Raw genomic sequence first — 15,703 nt, 5'->3', positions numbered from 1 at the left:
CGGAAAATCTGGTGACTTCACGGTAGGGCCCGGGCCCCGCGAGTCACGGGACCGACACGCCGCAGACGACGACGCCCGCGAACCTTCCGGTGAGACCTTCACCACGATGGGAGAAGAACCGCGGGTCCTCGAGCGTGCAGATGCGGTGGCGGACGATGCGGGTGAGACCCATCTCCCGCAGCCGGGTCTCGATGGCCCGGGGCAGGTCGAGGGCCGGCGTGCCCCGTCGGGTGGTCGCGAACGCGACCGGGTGCCGGCTCGCGACGCGGGCCCGCAGGTCCTCCCCCACCTCGTAGCACCGCCCGCAGATCGCGGGGCCGATGCTCGCACTGAGCCCGCCGCGCGGCGTGCGGGGCGCCCGCAGGTCCAGCAGCGCCGCGACGCCGGCGTCCACCGCACCGGCATAGACGCCCTCGCGGCCCGCGTGGACGGCGGAGACCGCGCCGGTGGCCGCGTCGTGGAGCAGGATGGGCACGCAGTCCGCGGCGATCGCGGCCAGCGCGATGCCGGGCGTGTTCGTCACGAGCACGTCCGCCGGCGGCGGCTCCGTGCCGGGCGCGGGGATCCGCGCGACGCGGATGCCGTGCTCCGCGTTGAGGAACGTCACGGGCGCGCCCGCGTGGGCGGACACGGCGGCGCGGTTGGAGGCCACGGCCGCCGCGTCGTCGCCCACGTGGGTCGCGACGTTGAGCGAGGCGAACGGCTCCGTGGAGGAGCCGCCCGCCCGCGTGGTGAAGAACGCGCGGACCGGCAGGCCCGCGTCGATCACCTCCACCGCGTCGTCGCTCAGCGCAGGAAGTCGGGCACGTCCAGCGGGTCCGACGAGGACGGCCGCACCGTGCGGGCGTCGATCGCGTCCGTCGCCGGCGCGGCCGGGGTGCCGGTCATGGGCGACGCCGGGATCACGTCCGTCTCGACGGGAGCGTCGACGGGCTCGAGCGCCGCGGCCTTGGGTGCCGGGGCGGACTCGATGGTGCCCAGCGCGCCCGCGTGCTCGCGGTGCGTGGGGCTGCCCGAGTCGAAGCCCGCCGCGATGACCGTGATGCGGAGCTCGTCGCCCAGCGAGTCGTCGATGACGGTACCGAAGATGATGTTGGCCTCGGGGTGCGCCGCCTCGCGCACCAGGCGCGCCGCGACCTCCACCTCCTTGATGCCCAGGTTGGAGCCGCCCGCGATCGACAGCAGCACGCCGTGCGCGCCCTCGATCGACGCCTCGAGCAGCGGCGACGCGATCGCGCCCTCCGCGGCCTCGAGCGCGCGGTCGTTGCCGCGCGCGTTGGCGACGCCCATGAGCGCGGTGCCCGCGCCCTGCATGACGGACTTCACGTCGTTGAAGTCGACGTTGATGAGGCCGGGCGTGGTGATGAGGTCCGTGATGCCCTGGACGCCGCCCTGGAGCACCTGGTCCGCCGCCGCGAACGCGCCCAGCACGCTGAGCTGCTCGTCGGAGATGTCGAGCAGGCGGTCGTTGGGGATGACGATCAGGGTGTCGACGGCCTCGCGGAGGGTCTGGATGCCGGCGTCGGCCTGGTCCGCGCGGCGGCGGCCCTCGAAGCCGAACGGGCGGGTGACCACACCGACGGTGAGGGCGCCCATCTCGCGGGCGATGCGCGCCACGACCGGCGCGCCGCCGGTGCCGGTGCCGCCGCCCTCGCCCGCGGTGACGAAGACCATGTCGGCGCCGCGCAGCGCCTCCGCGATCTCGTCCTCGTGGTCCTCGGCGGCCTTGCGGCCCACCTCCGGGTCGGCGCCCGCGCCGAGCCCACGGGTGAGCTCCCGACCGATGTCGAGCTTCACGTCCGCGTCGGACATGAGGAGCGCCTGGGCGTCGGTGTTGATCGCGATGAATTCGGCGCCCTTGAGGCCCACGTCGATCATGCGGTTGACGGCATTGACGCCGCCGCCGCCCACGCCGACGACCTTGATGTGCGTGATGTAGTTCTGCGGTGCGGCCATGTGCCTTCCCTTTCAACCTTAACCCTCAAGTTGAGGGTTATAGTTATGTCAAGTCGTTCAAGGTCGAAGGTACGGGTCGGCGCCGCATTCATCCGTCAGGCGGGCGCGTGTCGCCGGAATCCGTGGGCGAATTCGTCGCGCCCGAGCACGGACGGTCCGGGGTCGCGGCGGGACACGCCGGGACCCGCGCGCGGCGCCGGGTCAGGCGTGCTTGACCGTGGGCAGCGTGGGCGCGGAGACGTCGATGACCTCGATGGGTGCCGCGTCCTCCGCGTCGCCGGTCTGCAGCAGGATGCCCAGCACCTGGGCCTTGAGCGCGGAGTCCTCCGCGCTCCCCCACTCGACCCGCGGGCCCTCGCGCAGCTGGAACTCGACCGCGTCCTCCGTGGTCGCGCGGATGTCCTGCACCCGCTCGCGCAGCTCGACGGGCAGCTGGTTGACCACGCCGAGCACGGCGGTGAGCACGCGCACGTGGTCCTCGCCCACGGGCACCTTCACCACCGGCAGGTCCTCCGGAGCCTGCTCGGCCGCGCCCACATGGACCGCCTCCGCGTCCAGCAGCGCGTAGCCGCCGCCGTCCTCGGGCACGGCGGCCACGGGCTCGCGCGCGGTGATGGCGAGCAGCAGTCCCGACGGCCACACCCGCGCGATCTCCACGTCGCGCACGCCCTTGACCTGCGTGAGCTCGTCCACCATGGCGCGCGTGTCGAGCAGCGCGAGGGACGTGCCCGCGTGGGCCGCCACCACCTGGTCGACGCCGGCCCGGTCGACCACCGCGCCCGCGCCCTCGAGCTCGACGCGGTCGGCGCGCAGCCCGAACACCGGCGAGTACAGCACCACCCACACCGCGAGCAGGGCCGCGGCGAGGTACCCCGCGCGACGCAGCCACACGACGGCGGACAGCCGCCGCTGCTGGGCCGCGCGCTCCCTCAGGCGCGCCTGGAAGCGCGCCGACGCCGAGTCGCGGGGCTCGTCGTCCCCGCCCCTGGGCCGCGAGAGCCACGGCAGGCGGGCGCGCGCCGCGCGGGCGAGCCCGCGCAGCCTCCCGACGTCCTCCCCCGCCTCGGCAGGGGACGATGCGCCGGCCGGGTTCGCTGCGGTCGTCGCCGTGCCGCCGGCGCGCCGCGGCGTGCCCGGCGCGCGCCGGGTGCGGTCCGCGCCGCGCCGCCACGCGCGGGCCATGTCGTCGGTCTCCGCGGTGGGCGCGACAGGCGCGCGCGACCCGGCGGTCCGGGCCGGACCCCGCGTGGCCTCGTCCACCGCGGTGCCCGCGCGGGCGCCGCTCCCGGCGGCCTCGCCGCGCGCGGACGGCGGCGCCGGCCGCGACGGCCGGGCCGGGCGCGGGACGCGCGGGCGGCGGTCGTCACCCATCCGCGCCCTCGCGCTCGCGCAGCCGCGCGAGTATCCGGTCGGGGGTGGTGGTCACGGTGCCGGAGCCCACGGTCAGCACCGTGGAGCCGGGGCGGGCGCGGTCGGCCGCGAGGTCCGCGGCGCGCTCGAGGCTGTCCGCGAGCGTCAGGGTCGAGCCCGCGGGAAGCGCGACGTGCGCGGCGATGGACTCGGAGCTCACGCCCTCGATCGGGTCCTCGCGGTCGCCGTAGACGGGCGCGAGCACCACGTCCGCGTCGTCGACCGACAGCGCGCGCCCGAAGGCCTCCGCGTGCATCTGGGTGCGGGTGAACAGCGCGGGCTGGAACAGCACCACCAGGTGCCCCGCTCCCCCGTCGCGGGCCGCGCGCAGCAGCGCGGCCACCTCGGTCGGGTGGTGGGCGTAGTCGTCGATCACGGTGACGCCCGCGGCGTCGCCGCGGTGCTGGTAGCGCCGGCCCGTGCCCGCGTAGGTGGCGAACGACGCGGCGGCCGCCTGGGGCTCCGCCCCCATCTCGATCGCGGCGAGCCACGCGGCGGTCGCGTTGAGGCGGTTGTGCGCGCCCGGCGCGGAGACGGCCAGCGCGATCGCCCGACCGCCGGCGACCACGCCGTCGGGGGTGACCCGCGCATCGGCCTCCGGGGACGTGCCGTAGGTGAGGACCCGGCCGCCGGCGTCGCGGCGGCGGGCCGCCAGCGCGGCGACCACGGGGTCGTCGATGCAGGCGATGACCGCGCCGGACTGGGCGGCGAAGTCCTCGAACGCGCGGTGGAGGTTCTCGACGGTGCCGTGGTGGTCGAGGTGGTCGGGCTCGATGTTGAGCAGGATCGATACCTCGGGCGAATAACGCAGGAACGAGCCGTCGGACTCGTCGGCCTCGAGCACGGAGATCCCGGCCGAGCCCGCGTAGCCGCCGGCCACCGCGCCGTCGATGCCGAACACGCGCGCGCCCACCGCGAAGCCCGCGTCGATCCCGCACGCGTGCAGCGCGTGCGCGACCATCGCGGAGGTGGTGGTCTTGCCGTGCGAGCCGGCCACGGCCACGAGGCGCTGGCCCTCGAGCGCCCGCGCGAGTCCCTCGGAGCGGTGCCACACGGGGATGCCCAGCTCGCGGGCGCGGGCGAGCTCGACGTTGGACTCGCGGACGGCGGTGGACACGACCACCGCGGCCGCGCCGTCGACCAGGGAGGCGTCGTGGCCGATGCGCACGTCCATGCCCGCGTCGCGCAGCGCGAGGAAGTAGGCGCTCTCGCGCAGGTCCGTGCCCGTGACGTCGTAGCCGCGCGCGGCGGTCAGCCGGGCGACGGCGGACATGCCGGAGCCGCCGACGGCGATGAAATGGATCCGCTCGTTCACAGCACTCCCTCGATCATGGTGGCCAGGCGGTCGGCGCCGTCCGCGATGCCGATGCCGCGGGCGGCGGCGCGCATGCGGGCGCGGGCGTCCGCGTCGATGAGCAGCGGCTCGACCTCCGCCACGAGGCGGGCGCCGCTGAGGTCCGCGTCGGGCACGAGCGTCGCGGCGCCGGCCTCGACCGCGGCGCGGGCGTTGAGCGCCTGCTCGCCGTTGCCGTGCGGCAGCGGCACGTACAGGGCCGGCAGGCCCAGGGCGCCGATCTCGCACACGGTCGCCGCGCCGGAGCGGCACACCACCGCGTCTGCCGCCGCGAACAGCGACGCCATGTCGTGCGCGTACTCCTCGACCTCGTAGCGGTGGCGGTCCGCCTCGGGCAGCGCGGCGCGGGCCGCGAGCGCGCCCTCGGCCTTGCCGCGGCCGGTCAGGTGGATGACGTGGACGCCGCGCGCGACCAGGTCCCCGATCCCGTCGGCCAGCGCCGCGTTGAGGCTCGCGGCTCCCAGCGACCCGCCGAAGGCGAGCAGCACGGGGACGTCCTCGCCCCACACGCGGGCGGCGCGCGAGGCGCGGGAGGCGTCGGCGGCCGCGGCCGGGTCCGCCAGCGTCGCGGCGAGCTCCTCGATCTGCGCGCGCAGCGGCAGCCCGGTGACCGCCGCGTGGCGCAACGGGGTGTCCGGGAAGGTGACCGCGACGTGCTCGGTGAGGCGCGCGCCCAGCTTGTTCGCGATGCCGGGGCGGGCGTTCGCCTCGTGCACCACGATGGGCAGGCCCCGCCGGCGCGCGGCGAGGTACGCCGGGGTGGAGACGTAGCCGCCGAAGCCCACCACCGCATCGGCCCCTCGCTCGTCGATCGCGCGCACGCAGGCGGCCACGGCGCGGCGCAGGCGCAGCGGGAAGCGCAGGGCGTCGGCGTCGGGCCGGCGCGGGAAGGGCACCTTGTCGATCTCGACCAGGTCGAGGCCCGCGCGCGGGACCAGGTCCGCCTCGAGCCCGCCGGGCGTGCCGATCGCGGCGACCTCGTGGCCGCGCCCGCGCAGCACGGCCGCGGTCGCGAGCAGCGGGTTGACGTGGCCGGCGGTCCCCCCGCCGGCGAGGAGCAGGCTAGCCACGACGGCGTCCCTTCGAGAGCACGGACAGGGAGCGGCGCACCAGCGACGGGCGCGCCGTGAGGACCTCCTGCGCGCCGGGCTCGTGCCGCGCGAACGACATGAGCACGCCCATGGCGAGCAGGGAGACGATGAGCGAGGAGCCGCCCGCGGACACCAGCGGCAGCGGCACGCCGGTGACGGGCAGGAACTCGAGCACGACGGCCATGTTGATGCAGGCCTGGATGCACACGGCGGCGCCGATGCCGGCGGCGGCGATCTGCACGAAGCGGTCGTCGCTGCGCTGGATGATGCGGTTGACGGCGAGCACGATGAGCGCGAACGCGATGAGCACCAGCACGGTGCCGATGAGGCCGAACTCCTCGCCGATGATCGCGAAGATGAAGTCGTTGTCCGAGGCGGGCAGGTAGCCCCACTTCTCGCGGCTCATGCCGGGGCCCAGCCCGCCGATGCCGCCGGAGGCGAGGGCCCACGTGCCGTGCTGCTGCTGCCAGCAGGAGTCGTTCTCGCACGAGCCGGTGAACCACTGCTCGATGCGCGCCAGGCGCGTCTCGCCCACGTTGACGAGCGCGACGAGGCCGATGACGAGCGCCACGCCCGCCATGCCGAAGAACCGTTTGGGCACGCCCGCGACCCAGAAGGCCACGAGGATGAGCGCCATCAGCACCAGCGCCGTGCCCATGTCGTGGCCCCACAGCACCAGGGCGAGCACCGCGCCGGCCATGAGGCCGCCGGGCACCAGGAGGGCCTTGATGGTGGTGAGCCCGTGGCGGAAGCGCGCCAGCACCACGCCCAGGTACAGCGCGAGGCCCACCTTCGCGAGCTCGGAGGGCTGGAAGCTGAAGGAGCCCAGCCGGATCCACGCCTTGTTGCCGCCCACGGCCGTGCCGATGAACGGCACCGCGACCAGCAGCGCCATCGACACGTACAGGACGATGGGCCCCAGGATCTTCCATGTCGCCGGGCTCAGCCGCGAGCCCACGAGCAGGGCGGTCGCGCCCACGACGAGGGCGATCGCCTGGGTGACGAAGCCGGAGTAGGCGCTGCCGGAGCCGGACGCGATCGAGGAGATCGAGGAGCTCGACAGCACCACGGCCAGGCCCATGAGGACCAGGATCGAGGTGGCGGTGAGGAGCAGGTAGTAGGAGGTGACCGGCGACTTCCACGCCGTGACGGAGGTCTGGCTGTCCGCTGTCGCGGTCATGCGTCACCCTCCTAGCGTCCCAGTGCCTCCACCACCCTGGTGAACGCCTCTCCCCGGTCCGCGTAGCTGCGGAACTGATCCATCGATGCGCAGGCGGGAGACAGGAGCACCGTGTCCCCCGGCTGCGCGAGGCCGCGTGCGGCGTCGACCGCGCGCTGCATCACATCCTCCCCCGGCGCCATCGGGACCACCGGGATCTCCGGCGCGTGTGTCGCGAGGGCGTCCGCGAGCGGGGCCTGATCCACGCCCAGCAGGACGGCGGCGCGCACGCGGCCCGCGATCGACCGCACCAGGGCGTCGAACTCCTGCCCCTTGGCCAGGCCGCCGGCGATCCACACGACCGAGCGGTCCGCGCGGCCGCCGAACGCCGCCTCGACGGCGTGCGCGTTGGTGGCCTTCGAGTCGTCCACGTAGGACACCCCGTCGAGGTCGCGCACGAACGCGCTGCGGTGGGCGTCGAGGCGGAAGCCGCGCAGGCCGTCGCGCACGGCGTGCGGCGCGACGCCCACGGCGCGGGCGAGCGCCGCGGCGCTCAGGGCGTTGGTGACCAGGTAGGGCGGGACGTCGCCGGCGACCAGGTGAGCGAGATCCTCGACCGAGCCCAGCTCGAGGGCGGTGCGGCGGCGGTCGTCCCCGAAGGCACGGTCCACGAGCAGCCCCTCGACCAGGCCCAGCTGGCCGAGGCCGGGCGCGCCCAGCGTGACGCCCACCGCCCGGGCCCCCTCGACCACGTCGGCGTCGGCGACCATGGACTCGACCCGGGCATCGGCCGCCGGGTAGACGCAGGCGACCGTGGTGTGGCGGTAGACGCGGGCCTTGTCCGCCCGGTAGGCCTCGAGCGAGCCGTGCCAGTCGGTGTGGTCGTCGTCCGCGTTGAGGCACACGGCCGCGTGCGGGGAGATGGTCGTCGAGAAGTGCAGCTGGAGGCTCGCGATCTCCACCGCCACCAGGTCGGACTCCTCGCGCCCGGCATGGATGACGGGGATGCCCATGTTGCCGCACACGCGCACGTCGAGGCCCCCGGCGGCGGCGATCGCGCCCACCATCTGGGTCGTGGTGGTCTTGCCGTTGGTGCCGGTGACCAGCACCCACGGGATGCCCGGGCGGCGCACGCGCCAGGCGAACTCCATCTCCGACCAGATCTCGAGCCCGGCCTCCTGGCACGCGCGCACGGCGGCCGAGTGCGGCGCGAAGCCCGGCGACGCCATGACGACGTCGAACGTGGCGAGGTCCAGCTCGGCCACGTCGCGGTGGTCGGCGCTGCCGTTGGCGTCGACCGTGACGGCCTCGCCGCCCAGCTCGCGCGTGACCTCGGCGGCGGACCGGCCGGCGACGCCGTGACCCAGGATCAGGACGCGTCGGCCCTCAAGGGCCTCCGGGCCCTCGGGCGTCGCGGGGCCCGCGTCCGTCACAGCGCGGCCACCCACTCGGCGTAGAACAGGCCCAGGCCCGCCGCGGTGAACAGCCCGGCGATGATCCAGAAGCGCGTCACGATGGTGACCTCGCCCCAGCCCATGAGCTCGAAGTGATGATGCAGCGGCGCCATCTTGAACAGGCGCTTGCCGCCGGAGATCTTGAACCAGCCGATCTGCAGCACCGAGCTGCCGACCACGAGGACGAACAGGCCGCCGACCACGACGCCGAGCACCTCGGTCTGCGAGGTGATGGTCATGCCGGCGATCGCGCCGCCCAGCGCGAGCGAGCCGGTGTCGCCCATGAAGATCTTCGCCGGGCTCGCGTTCCACCACAGGAAGCCCAGGCAGGCGCCGGCGATCGCGGAGGCGAGGATCGCGAGGTCCCAGGGGTCGCGCACCTCGTAGCACTTGGCGACCGACTCGACCACGCCGCACTTCTGGTTGAGCTGCCAGATGCCGATCAGGACGTACGCGCCGAAGAAGATGATGGACGTGCCCGTCGCGAGGCCGTCGAGGCCATCGGTGAGGTTGACCGCGTTGGACCACGCGGTGATGAGGAAGTTCGACCAGATGACGAACAGCACGAGCCCGATCGCGGGTCCCCAGATCGCCAGGTCGATGTACGTGTCGCGCAGGAACGTCACGGCCGTGGACGCGGGCGTGATGCCGTCGCCGTCGGGGAACTGCAGCGCGAGCACGCCGAAGGTGACGCCCACGACGCCCTGACCCAGGAACTTCCACGCGGGGCTCAGGCCCAGCGAGCGCTCCTTGGAGATCTTGATGCCGTCGTCGAGGAAGCCCACCAGCCCCAGGCCCACCATGAGGAACACCACGAGCAGGGACGATGCGGCGGGCGAGCGGCCCACCCAGAGGTTGCCTCCCAGCCAGCCCAGGAGGGCGGCGAGGATGATGACGACGCCGCCCATCGTGGGGGTGCCGCGCTTGGTGTGGTGGCTGGCCGGCCCGTCCTGGCGGATGAACTGCCCGAACTGGCGACGGGTGAGGTAGCGGATCAGCAGCGGCGTCGTGAGCAGCGACAGGAGCGTTCCCAGCGCACCGGCGACCACCACTGCAATCATCGAGATCCTCCCACCAGGTCGTCCGCCAGCCTCCACAGGCCCGAACCGTGCGAGGCCTTGACCAGCACGGTGTCGCCGGCGCGGAGGTTCTCCTCCAGCCAGGCGTGAGCCTCAGCGATTGTAGCCACGAAAGCGGCCTCGTCCCCCCAGGACCCCTCGCGCACCGCCGCGACGTAGGCCGCGCGGGCGCCGTCGCCCACCACCAGCGTGTGGTCGAGGCGCAGGCGCACCACGTCCACGCCCAGGGAGTCGTGGACGCGCACGGAGTCCTCGCCCAGCTCGAGGATCTCCCCGATCACCGCGATGGTGCGACCGCCGTCGGCCACGTGCTTGAGGGCGCGGAACGCCGCGCGCATCGACTCGACCGACGCGTTGTAGGCGTCGTCGATGATGGTGACGCCGTCCGCGCGCTCGGTGAGCGCCATGCGGTGGGCGGACAGCGGCCGGGCGGCCGCGATCGCGGCCCAGGCCTCGTCCGGGTCGATCCCGCACTCGAGGCACGTCGCGAGCGCGGCGAGCGCATTGGTGACGTGGTGCTCGCCCACCAGGGTGAGCGTGCGGCGCTCGAGCGAGGCGCCCGGCGTGTCGACGGAGAACGATGCGCGGCCCCGGTCGGGGGTGAGCCCCACCGCCCGCACGTCGCCGGCGCCCGCGCCGAAGGTGACCGCCCGCGGGGCGAGCGGCGCCATCGCGGCGACCCGCGCATCGTCCGCGTTGAGGATCGCGACCCCGTGCGACGGCAGCGCGCGCACCAGCTCGGCCTTGGCGACCGCGACGTCCTCCGGGGAGTCGTACTCCCCCATGTGGGCGGTGCCCACGGTGAGGACCACGGCCACGTCGATGGGCGCGATGTCCGTGAGATAGGTGAGGTGGCCCAGGCCGCTCGCGCCCATCTCGAGGACCAGGTGACGGGTGCCGCCGTCCGCGCGGAGCACGGTGAGCGGCAGGCCGATCTCGTTGTTGAAGCTGCCCACGGGCGCCACCACGTCGGGCAGCGCCTGCGCGAGCAGGTCCTTCGTGGTCGTCTTGCCGTTCGAGCCGGTGATGCCGATGACGGTGATGTCGCCCTCGTCGCGCAGCAGCGCCAGATAGGCGCGCGCGAGCGCCCCGAGGGCGAGCGTGACGTCCTCGACGAGCACGTGCGGCGCGTCGACCGGGCGCGAGACCAGGCTGAGCGCCGCCCCGGCCGCCACGGCCTGCGGCGCGTAGTCGTGGCCGTCGACGCGCTCCCCCACGAACGCCGCGTAGAGCGCGCCGGGGTGGACGTCGCGCGAGTCCTTCTCGACTCCGGTGACCTCGATCGCGGGGTCTCCGGCGAGCGTGCCGCCGACGGCCTGGGCGATCCAGGCCGCGGTGACGGCCCTCACGCGCGCTCCGCGGCCACGCGCGCCAGAGCGTCGCGGAAGGCCCCTGCATCGGTGTACGGGTGGTGCACGCCGTCGATCTCCTGAGTGGTCTCGTGCCCCTTGCCGGTGGCGATGATGGTGTCCTGCGGGGTGGCCAGGCGCACGGCCGCCTCGACGGCGGCGGCGCGCGGGGTGACCTCGAGGACGTCGGCGCGGCCGGGGCGCTCCGCGTCCACCCCCTCGAGGATGCGGGCACGGATCTGCTCGGGCGGCTCCGTGCGCGGGTTCTCGTCCGTGACGACCACGACGTCCGCGTGCGTCGCCGCGGCCACGCCCAGGCCCGGTCGCTTCGAGTCGTCGCGCAGGCCGTCGCAGCCGAACACGACGATCACGCGGCCCGGGGTGACTCCCCGCATCGCGTCCAGCACGGCGGCGAGGCCGTCGGGGGTGTGCGCGTAGTCGACCACGGTCATGGGCGTGGTCGCGTCGCGCGCGGTCACCACCTCGGTGCGCCCCGGCACCGGGCGGGCGTGCTCGACGCCGCGGATCGCGTCCTCCAGCGGCACGCCGGCGGCGTGCGCGGACACGATCGCGCCGGCGGCGTTGGAGACGTTGATGAGTCCGGGCAGCCCGACCTTGACGCGGTGCCGGGACCCGCGCGGGTCCATGAGCACGAAGGACATGCCGCCGTCGTCGGTGGGCACGGCATCGACCGCGTTCCAGTCGGCGGCGGGTGAGCCCGGGCGAGTCGCGACGGTCTCGACCGGCACGGTGGCCTCGCCCACCAGGCGGCGGCCCCACTCGTCGTCGACCAGCACCACGGCGCGGTCCGCGAACTCGGGGGTGAAGATGCGGGCCTTCTCCTCGAAGTACTCCTCCATGGTGTGGTGGAAGTCGAGGTGCTCGTACTGCAGGTTGGTGAACAGGACCACGCGGAAGCGCGTGCCGGTGACGCGCTCGAGCGCGATCGCCTGGGACGAGGCCTCCATCACCGCCGCCCCGGCGCCCGCCTCGCGCATGCGGGCCAGCAGGCCCTGGAGCATGGGCGCCTCGGTGGTGGTGCGGGAGCTCGGCTGGGACTGGTCGCCGATGCGCATCTCCACCGTGCCCAGCAGCCCCACCGTGTCGTAGGCCTGCCGCAGCGCGCCCTCCACCAGGAAGGACGTGGTGGTCTTGCCGTTCGTGCCGGTGAGCCCGATGACGGGCACGTCCCTGGCGGGGTCGCCGTAGATCGCGGCCGCGGCGAGCGCGGCCGCACGACGGGGATGCGTCGCGACGAGCACGGGCAGCCCGGTGGCGCGCGCCTGCGGCGCGCCCGCGCGGTCCGTGAGGATCGCGGCGGCGCCGCGCTCGGCGGCCTGCGCGGCGAAGGCCGCGCCGTGGACGTGCTCGCCGGGCATCGCGCAGAAGAGGTCGCCGGGCTCGACGGCCCGCGAGTCGACGGTCGCGCCGGTGAGGTGCCCGTCGGGGCCCTCGTGGTCGGTGCCGGCGCGCGCGGCGACAGCCGCGATCGATGCGCCGGCGACGCGCTCGGGGCGCATCGCCAGGTCAGCCATAATCACTCCCAGGTCAGTGGATAGAGCGAAGGCTCCGTCGTGGACGGCGGCACGCGCAGCGACTGGAGCGCGAAGGTCGCGACATCCTTGAACACCGGCGCCGCGGCCGTGCCGCCCCAGATCGTCGTCTTCGGGTCGTGCGAGATGACGGATACGACGATACGCGGGTCGTCGGCCGGCGCGATGCCGATGAAGGAGGCGACGATGGACGTCAGGCCTCCGGAGGCGCCCGCGGCCTGCGCGGTTCCGGTCTTGCCGGCGACCCGGTAGCCGTCGATCGCGGCGGCCGGGGCGGTGCCGCCCTCCTGCGTGACGTCCTCCATCATGGTGAGCAGCGCGGCCGCGGTCTCCTCGGAGATGATGCGCGTGTCCTCCTCGCGCTCGCGCTCGACGAAGGTGCCGTCGTCGGCGCGGAAGCCCTTGACCACGGTGGGCTGGATGCGCACGCCGTCGTTGGCGACGATCGCGAACACCTCGGTGGCCTGCAGCGCGGTGACCGCGACGCCCTGGCCGAACAGCACGGCCCACTTGGTGCGGCCGTCCCAGTCGCGCCAGTCGCGCAGGATGCCCGCGGCCTCGCCCTCGAGGCCCACGCCGGTGGCGGAGCCGAAGCCGAACTTCTCCAGGTACTCGTAGCGGGTCTCGACGGACAGCTTCTCCCCCACCTGGACGGTGCCCGTGTTGGAGGAGGTGGCGAGGATGCCCGCGAGTGTCAGCTTCTCGTCGTCGTGCTCGTGCGAGTCCCTGAACGTCTGGTTGTTGTCCGTCGTGTACGTGTACGGCGCGATGTACTGGGACAGGGGCGTCGCGACGCCCTCCTCGAGCGCGGCGGCCATGGTGATGACCTTCGCGGTCGAGCCGGGCTCGAAGACCGTCGACACCGCGCGCGAGCCGCGGTCGGCCGCGTCCGTGGCGGACGGGTTGTTCGGGTCCACGGCGCCCGAGTCGACCAGGGCGAGCAGCTCGCCGTTCGTGGCGTCCTGCACCACCACGGTGACGCGGTCGGCGCCGGTCTCGGCGACGGCCTCGGCGACGCGCTCCTGCGTGTACCACTGGATGTCGCGGTCGATGGTGAGGACCACGTCCGAGCCGGGCACCGCATCGGTCTCCTCGCGCACGCCGGTGGGGATGATCGTCCCGCCCGTGCCGCGCTCGTAGGTCATCGACCCGGGGGTGCCCAGCAGCTCGTCCTGGTACGCGAGCTCGACGCCCGCGAGGCCGGTCTGCCCGGAGCCGGACTCGGTGCCGCCCATGAAGCCGATGACGTTGCCCGCGAGATCGTCATTGGGGTAGATGCGCTTCTCGACCAGCTCGGGCTCGATGCCGGGAATGCGCTCCGCGGAGATCAGGTCCCACGTCTCGGGGGTGAGGTCCTTGGCGATGTAGCGGAAGGTCGACTCGCCCACCATCTGCGCCGCGAGCTCGGACTCGTTGAGGCCCAGGATGGGCGCGATGATCCGCGCGGCGCCCAGGGGGCCCTCCGCGACCACCTCGCCCTCCTCGGTGCGCGTGAAGTCCGCGATCTTGATCTGATTGACGCCCACGTTGTAGCGCTGCACGGACGTGGCAAGCACCACGCCGTTGCGGTCGACGATGTCCGCGCGGGGCACCGTGAGCTCCTTGGTCACCAGGCGCGTGGACAGCGCCTCGTTCGCGAGGACCTCCGCGCGGATGCCCTGGATGTAGACCAGCCTCACCGCGAAGACGGCGAGGACGATCAGGAGTGCCACCGACACGAGGCGCTGGCGGCGACGCGGCTCCGCGACGCGCGAGGCTCGTGCTGACGGCATGGACGCTACTTCTCTCCCGACTCGAGGACAATGCCGTCCGATAGTGACACGAAGCCGAGCACACCCGCGGGAGCCATGCCGAGGCTCTGGGCACGGCGGGCCAGGTTCGTGGGCGACGCGCTCGCCTCGAGCGCCTCCATCGCGGCCGCGCCCTGCTTGTGCAGGCCGGCGATCTCGATCTTGAGGTCGCGGCGCTCGTATGCGCCCTGAGCCATGGTGGTGTTGATGATGAGCACGGAGGCGAGCGCGCCCACCACGATCGCCAGGCACAGCCACACGAAGGGCATGAAGGAGCGCGCCTGCTCGGGCGCCTGCACGGGCGCGAGGCGGGGGCGCTCGGCCTCCGCCGCGGCGGTGCGGGCGGCTCCGCGGACGTAGGGGCGCTGCTGGCGCAGGGGCGCGGCGCTCATGCCGCCCTCCTTCTCTCGGGTGGGGTGGGACGGATGCGCTCGACCGCGCGCAGGCGGACGGGCTTGGATCGGGGGTTGGCCTCGGCCTCCTCGGGGGAGGCCTTCTCCGCGCCGCGGGTGAGCAGCGCGAGGTACGGCTGCGCGCTGTCGGGCACGACGGGCAGGCCGGGGGGCGCCTGGGTCTCGGCGCCCTCGGCGAAGGCACGCTTGACGATGCGGTCCTCGAGCGAGTGGTAGGACATCACCACCACGCGGCCGCCGGGGCGGACGCCCTCGATCGCGGCCCAGATCGCGCGCTCGAGCACCTCGAGCTCGCGGTTGACGGCGATGCGCAGGGCCTGGAACGTGCGCTTGGCGGGGTTGCCGCCGGCGGTGCGGGTCGCGGCCGGGATGCACGCGCGCACCAGGTCGACCAGCTGGGCCGACCGCTCGAACGGCTCGGTCTCGCGGCGGCGCACGATCGACCGGGCGATCTTGCCCGCGAAGCGCTCCTCGCCGTACACGCGCAGGATCCGCGTCAGCTCGGCCTCGTCGGCGTCGCGCAGGAGGTCCGCGGCGGTCAGCGGATCGTCGGGGTTCATGCGCATGTCGAGCGGCGCGTCCTGGGCGTAGGAGAAGCCGCGTTCCGCATCGTCGATCTGCAGCGAGCTCACGCCCAGGTCGAGCAGGATGCCGTCCGCGAGGTCCGCGCCGGCGCGGGCCAGGGCGCCGGGGATGTCGTCGTACTCGGCGTGGTGGGAGACGAACCGGTCGCCGAACGGGGCGAGGCGCGCGCCGGCGAGCGCGATGGCCTGCGGGTCGCGGTCGATGCCCACGACCGTCGCCTGCGGACAGGTGGTGAGGAGCGCCTCGGTGTGCCCGCCCATCCCGAGCGTGCCGTCGATCGCGACGGCCCCGGGGCGATCGAGCGCGGGCGCGAGGAGCTCGACGCAGCGGTCGCGCATCACCGGGGTGTGCCGCCCCGCCGCCTCGTCCCGCGCGTTCATGCCCTGCTCGTCCATTCCTGCCCCCTCTCCTGTTCCTGCCTCGTGCCGGTCCTCCGCATGCCCCCCGGTCTCCCTCCGTTCCTCTGGCGGGGGGAAGTCCGCCAGAGCGACCGGGAGGAGGCCGCGGGGC

General features: G+C 74.2%; 13 protein-coding genes. All 13 read right to left on the bottom strand.

Annotated elements, in window-relative coordinates; all coding sequences use genetic code 11:
* Positions 1 to 43: 43 nt before the first annotated feature.
* A complete protein-coding gene (locus AOM03_RS01005) occupies positions 44 to 775 on the bottom strand; it encodes a purine nucleoside phosphorylase YfiH/LACC1 family protein (protein WP_082091998.1) in 732 nt (243 codons plus the stop codon).
* A gap of 11 nt (positions 776 to 786) precedes the next feature.
* On the bottom strand, positions 787 to 1,956 hold the full coding sequence (gene ftsZ, locus AOM03_RS01000) for a cell division protein FtsZ (RefSeq protein WP_062377402.1): 1,170 nt from the start codon (positions 1,954 to 1,956) through the stop codon (positions 787 to 789).
* 201 nt (positions 1,957 to 2,157) lie between these two features.
* Positions 2,158 to 3,327: a cell division protein FtsQ/DivIB gene (locus AOM03_RS00995; protein ID WP_062377401.1), complete on the bottom strand. Its 1,170-nt coding sequence runs from the start codon at positions 3,325 to 3,327 to the stop codon at positions 2,158 to 2,160.
* Positions 3,320 to 4,681, bottom strand: coding sequence for a UDP-N-acetylmuramate--L-alanine ligase (gene murC, locus AOM03_RS00990; protein WP_062377400.1), 1,362 nt, complete (start codon positions 4,679 to 4,681; stop codon positions 3,320 to 3,322). The genes AOM03_RS00995 and murC overlap by 8 nt, the downstream gene beginning before the upstream one ends.
* The gene (locus AOM03_RS00985; RefSeq protein ID WP_062377399.1) at positions 4,678 to 5,790 is read right to left on the bottom strand and encodes a UDP-N-acetylglucosamine--N-acetylmuramyl-(pentapeptide) pyrophosphoryl-undecaprenol N-acetylglucosamine transferase; all 1,113 of its coding nucleotides are present in this window, start codon (positions 5,788 to 5,790) and stop codon (positions 4,678 to 4,680) included. The genes murC and AOM03_RS00985 overlap by 4 nt, the downstream gene beginning before the upstream one ends.
* A complete protein-coding gene (locus AOM03_RS00980) occupies positions 5,783 to 6,991 on the bottom strand; it encodes an FtsW/RodA/SpoVE family cell cycle protein (RefSeq protein WP_062377398.1) in 1,209 nt (402 codons plus the stop codon). Before AOM03_RS00980 ends, AOM03_RS00985 begins: the two co-directional genes overlap by 8 nt.
* An 11-nt stretch (positions 6,992 to 7,002) precedes the next feature.
* Positions 7,003 to 8,403 carry a UDP-N-acetylmuramoyl-L-alanine--D-glutamate ligase gene (gene murD / locus AOM03_RS00975; RefSeq protein ID WP_062377397.1) on the bottom strand — a complete coding sequence of 467 codons (1,401 nt, stop codon included), beginning with the start codon at positions 8,401 to 8,403 and terminating at the stop codon, positions 7,003 to 7,005.
* Positions 8,400 to 9,485, bottom strand: coding sequence for a phospho-N-acetylmuramoyl-pentapeptide-transferase (gene mraY / locus AOM03_RS00970; protein WP_062377396.1), 1,086 nt, complete (start codon positions 9,483 to 9,485; stop codon positions 8,400 to 8,402). Before mraY ends, murD begins: the two co-directional genes overlap by 4 nt.
* Complete coding sequence (locus AOM03_RS00965) at positions 9,482 to 10,852, bottom strand: UDP-N-acetylmuramoyl-tripeptide--D-alanyl-D-alanine ligase (protein WP_062377395.1); 1,371 nt, start codon at positions 10,850 to 10,852, stop codon at positions 9,482 to 9,484. The genes mraY and AOM03_RS00965 overlap by 4 nt, the downstream gene beginning before the upstream one ends.
* Positions 10,849 to 12,387 (bottom strand): UDP-N-acetylmuramoyl-L-alanyl-D-glutamate--2,6-diaminopimelate ligase, encoded by a 1,539-nt coding sequence (locus tag AOM03_RS00960; RefSeq protein WP_156157562.1) that lies wholly within the window; start codon positions 12,385 to 12,387, stop codon positions 10,849 to 10,851. Before AOM03_RS00960 ends, AOM03_RS00965 begins: the two co-directional genes overlap by 4 nt.
* 2 nt (positions 12,388 to 12,389) lie before the next feature.
* Positions 12,390 to 14,177, bottom strand: coding sequence for a peptidoglycan D,D-transpeptidase FtsI family protein (locus tag AOM03_RS00955; protein WP_062377394.1), 1,788 nt, complete (start codon positions 14,175 to 14,177; stop codon positions 12,390 to 12,392).
* A 5-nt stretch (positions 14,178 to 14,182) separates the two neighbouring features.
* A complete protein-coding gene (ftsL, locus tag AOM03_RS00950) occupies positions 14,183 to 14,587 on the bottom strand; it encodes a cell division protein FtsL (protein ID WP_062377390.1) in 405 nt (134 codons plus the stop codon).
* A complete protein-coding gene (rsmH, locus tag AOM03_RS00945; RefSeq protein ID WP_062377388.1) occupies positions 14,584 to 15,588 on the bottom strand; it encodes a 16S rRNA (cytosine(1402)-N(4))-methyltransferase RsmH in 1,005 nt (334 codons plus the stop codon). Before rsmH ends, ftsL begins: the two co-directional genes overlap by 4 nt.
* Between the last annotated feature and the right edge of the window lie 115 nt (positions 15,589 to 15,703).

This window comes from Demequina pelophila (assembly GCF_000971175.1).
GTDB classification, from domain to species: domain Bacteria; phylum Actinomycetota; class Actinomycetes; order Actinomycetales; family Demequinaceae; genus Demequina; species Demequina pelophila.
This window is presented reverse-complemented; position numbering and strand designations above follow the sequence as displayed.

Coding starts and splice junctions, on each gene's coding strand:
- AOM03_RS00955 (WP_062377394.1), bottom strand. CDS start 14,177: ATGCCGTCAGCACGAGCCTCGCGCGTCGCGGAGCCGCGTCGCCGCCAG.
- AOM03_RS00995 (WP_062377401.1), bottom strand. CDS start 3,327: ATGGGTGACGACCGCCGCCCGCGCGTCCCGCGCCCGGCCCGGCCGTCG.
- rsmH (WP_062377388.1), bottom strand. CDS start 15,588: ATGGACGAGCAGGGCATGAACGCGCGGGACGAGGCGGCGGGGCGGCAC.
- AOM03_RS00960 (WP_156157562.1), bottom strand. CDS start 12,387: ATGGCTGACCTGGCGATGCGCCCCGAGCGCGTCGCCGGCGCATCGATC.
- ftsZ (WP_062377402.1), bottom strand. CDS start 1,956: ATGGCCGCACCGCAGAACTACATCACGCACATCAAGGTCGTCGGCGTG.
- mraY (WP_062377396.1), bottom strand. CDS start 9,485: ATGATTGCAGTGGTGGTCGCCGGTGCGCTGGGAACGCTCCTGTCGCTG.
- AOM03_RS00980 (WP_062377398.1), bottom strand. CDS start 6,991: ATGACCGCGACAGCGGACAGCCAGACCTCCGTCACGGCGTGGAAGTCG.
- ftsL (WP_062377390.1), bottom strand. CDS start 14,587: ATGAGCGCCGCGCCCCTGCGCCAGCAGCGCCCCTACGTCCGCGGAGCC.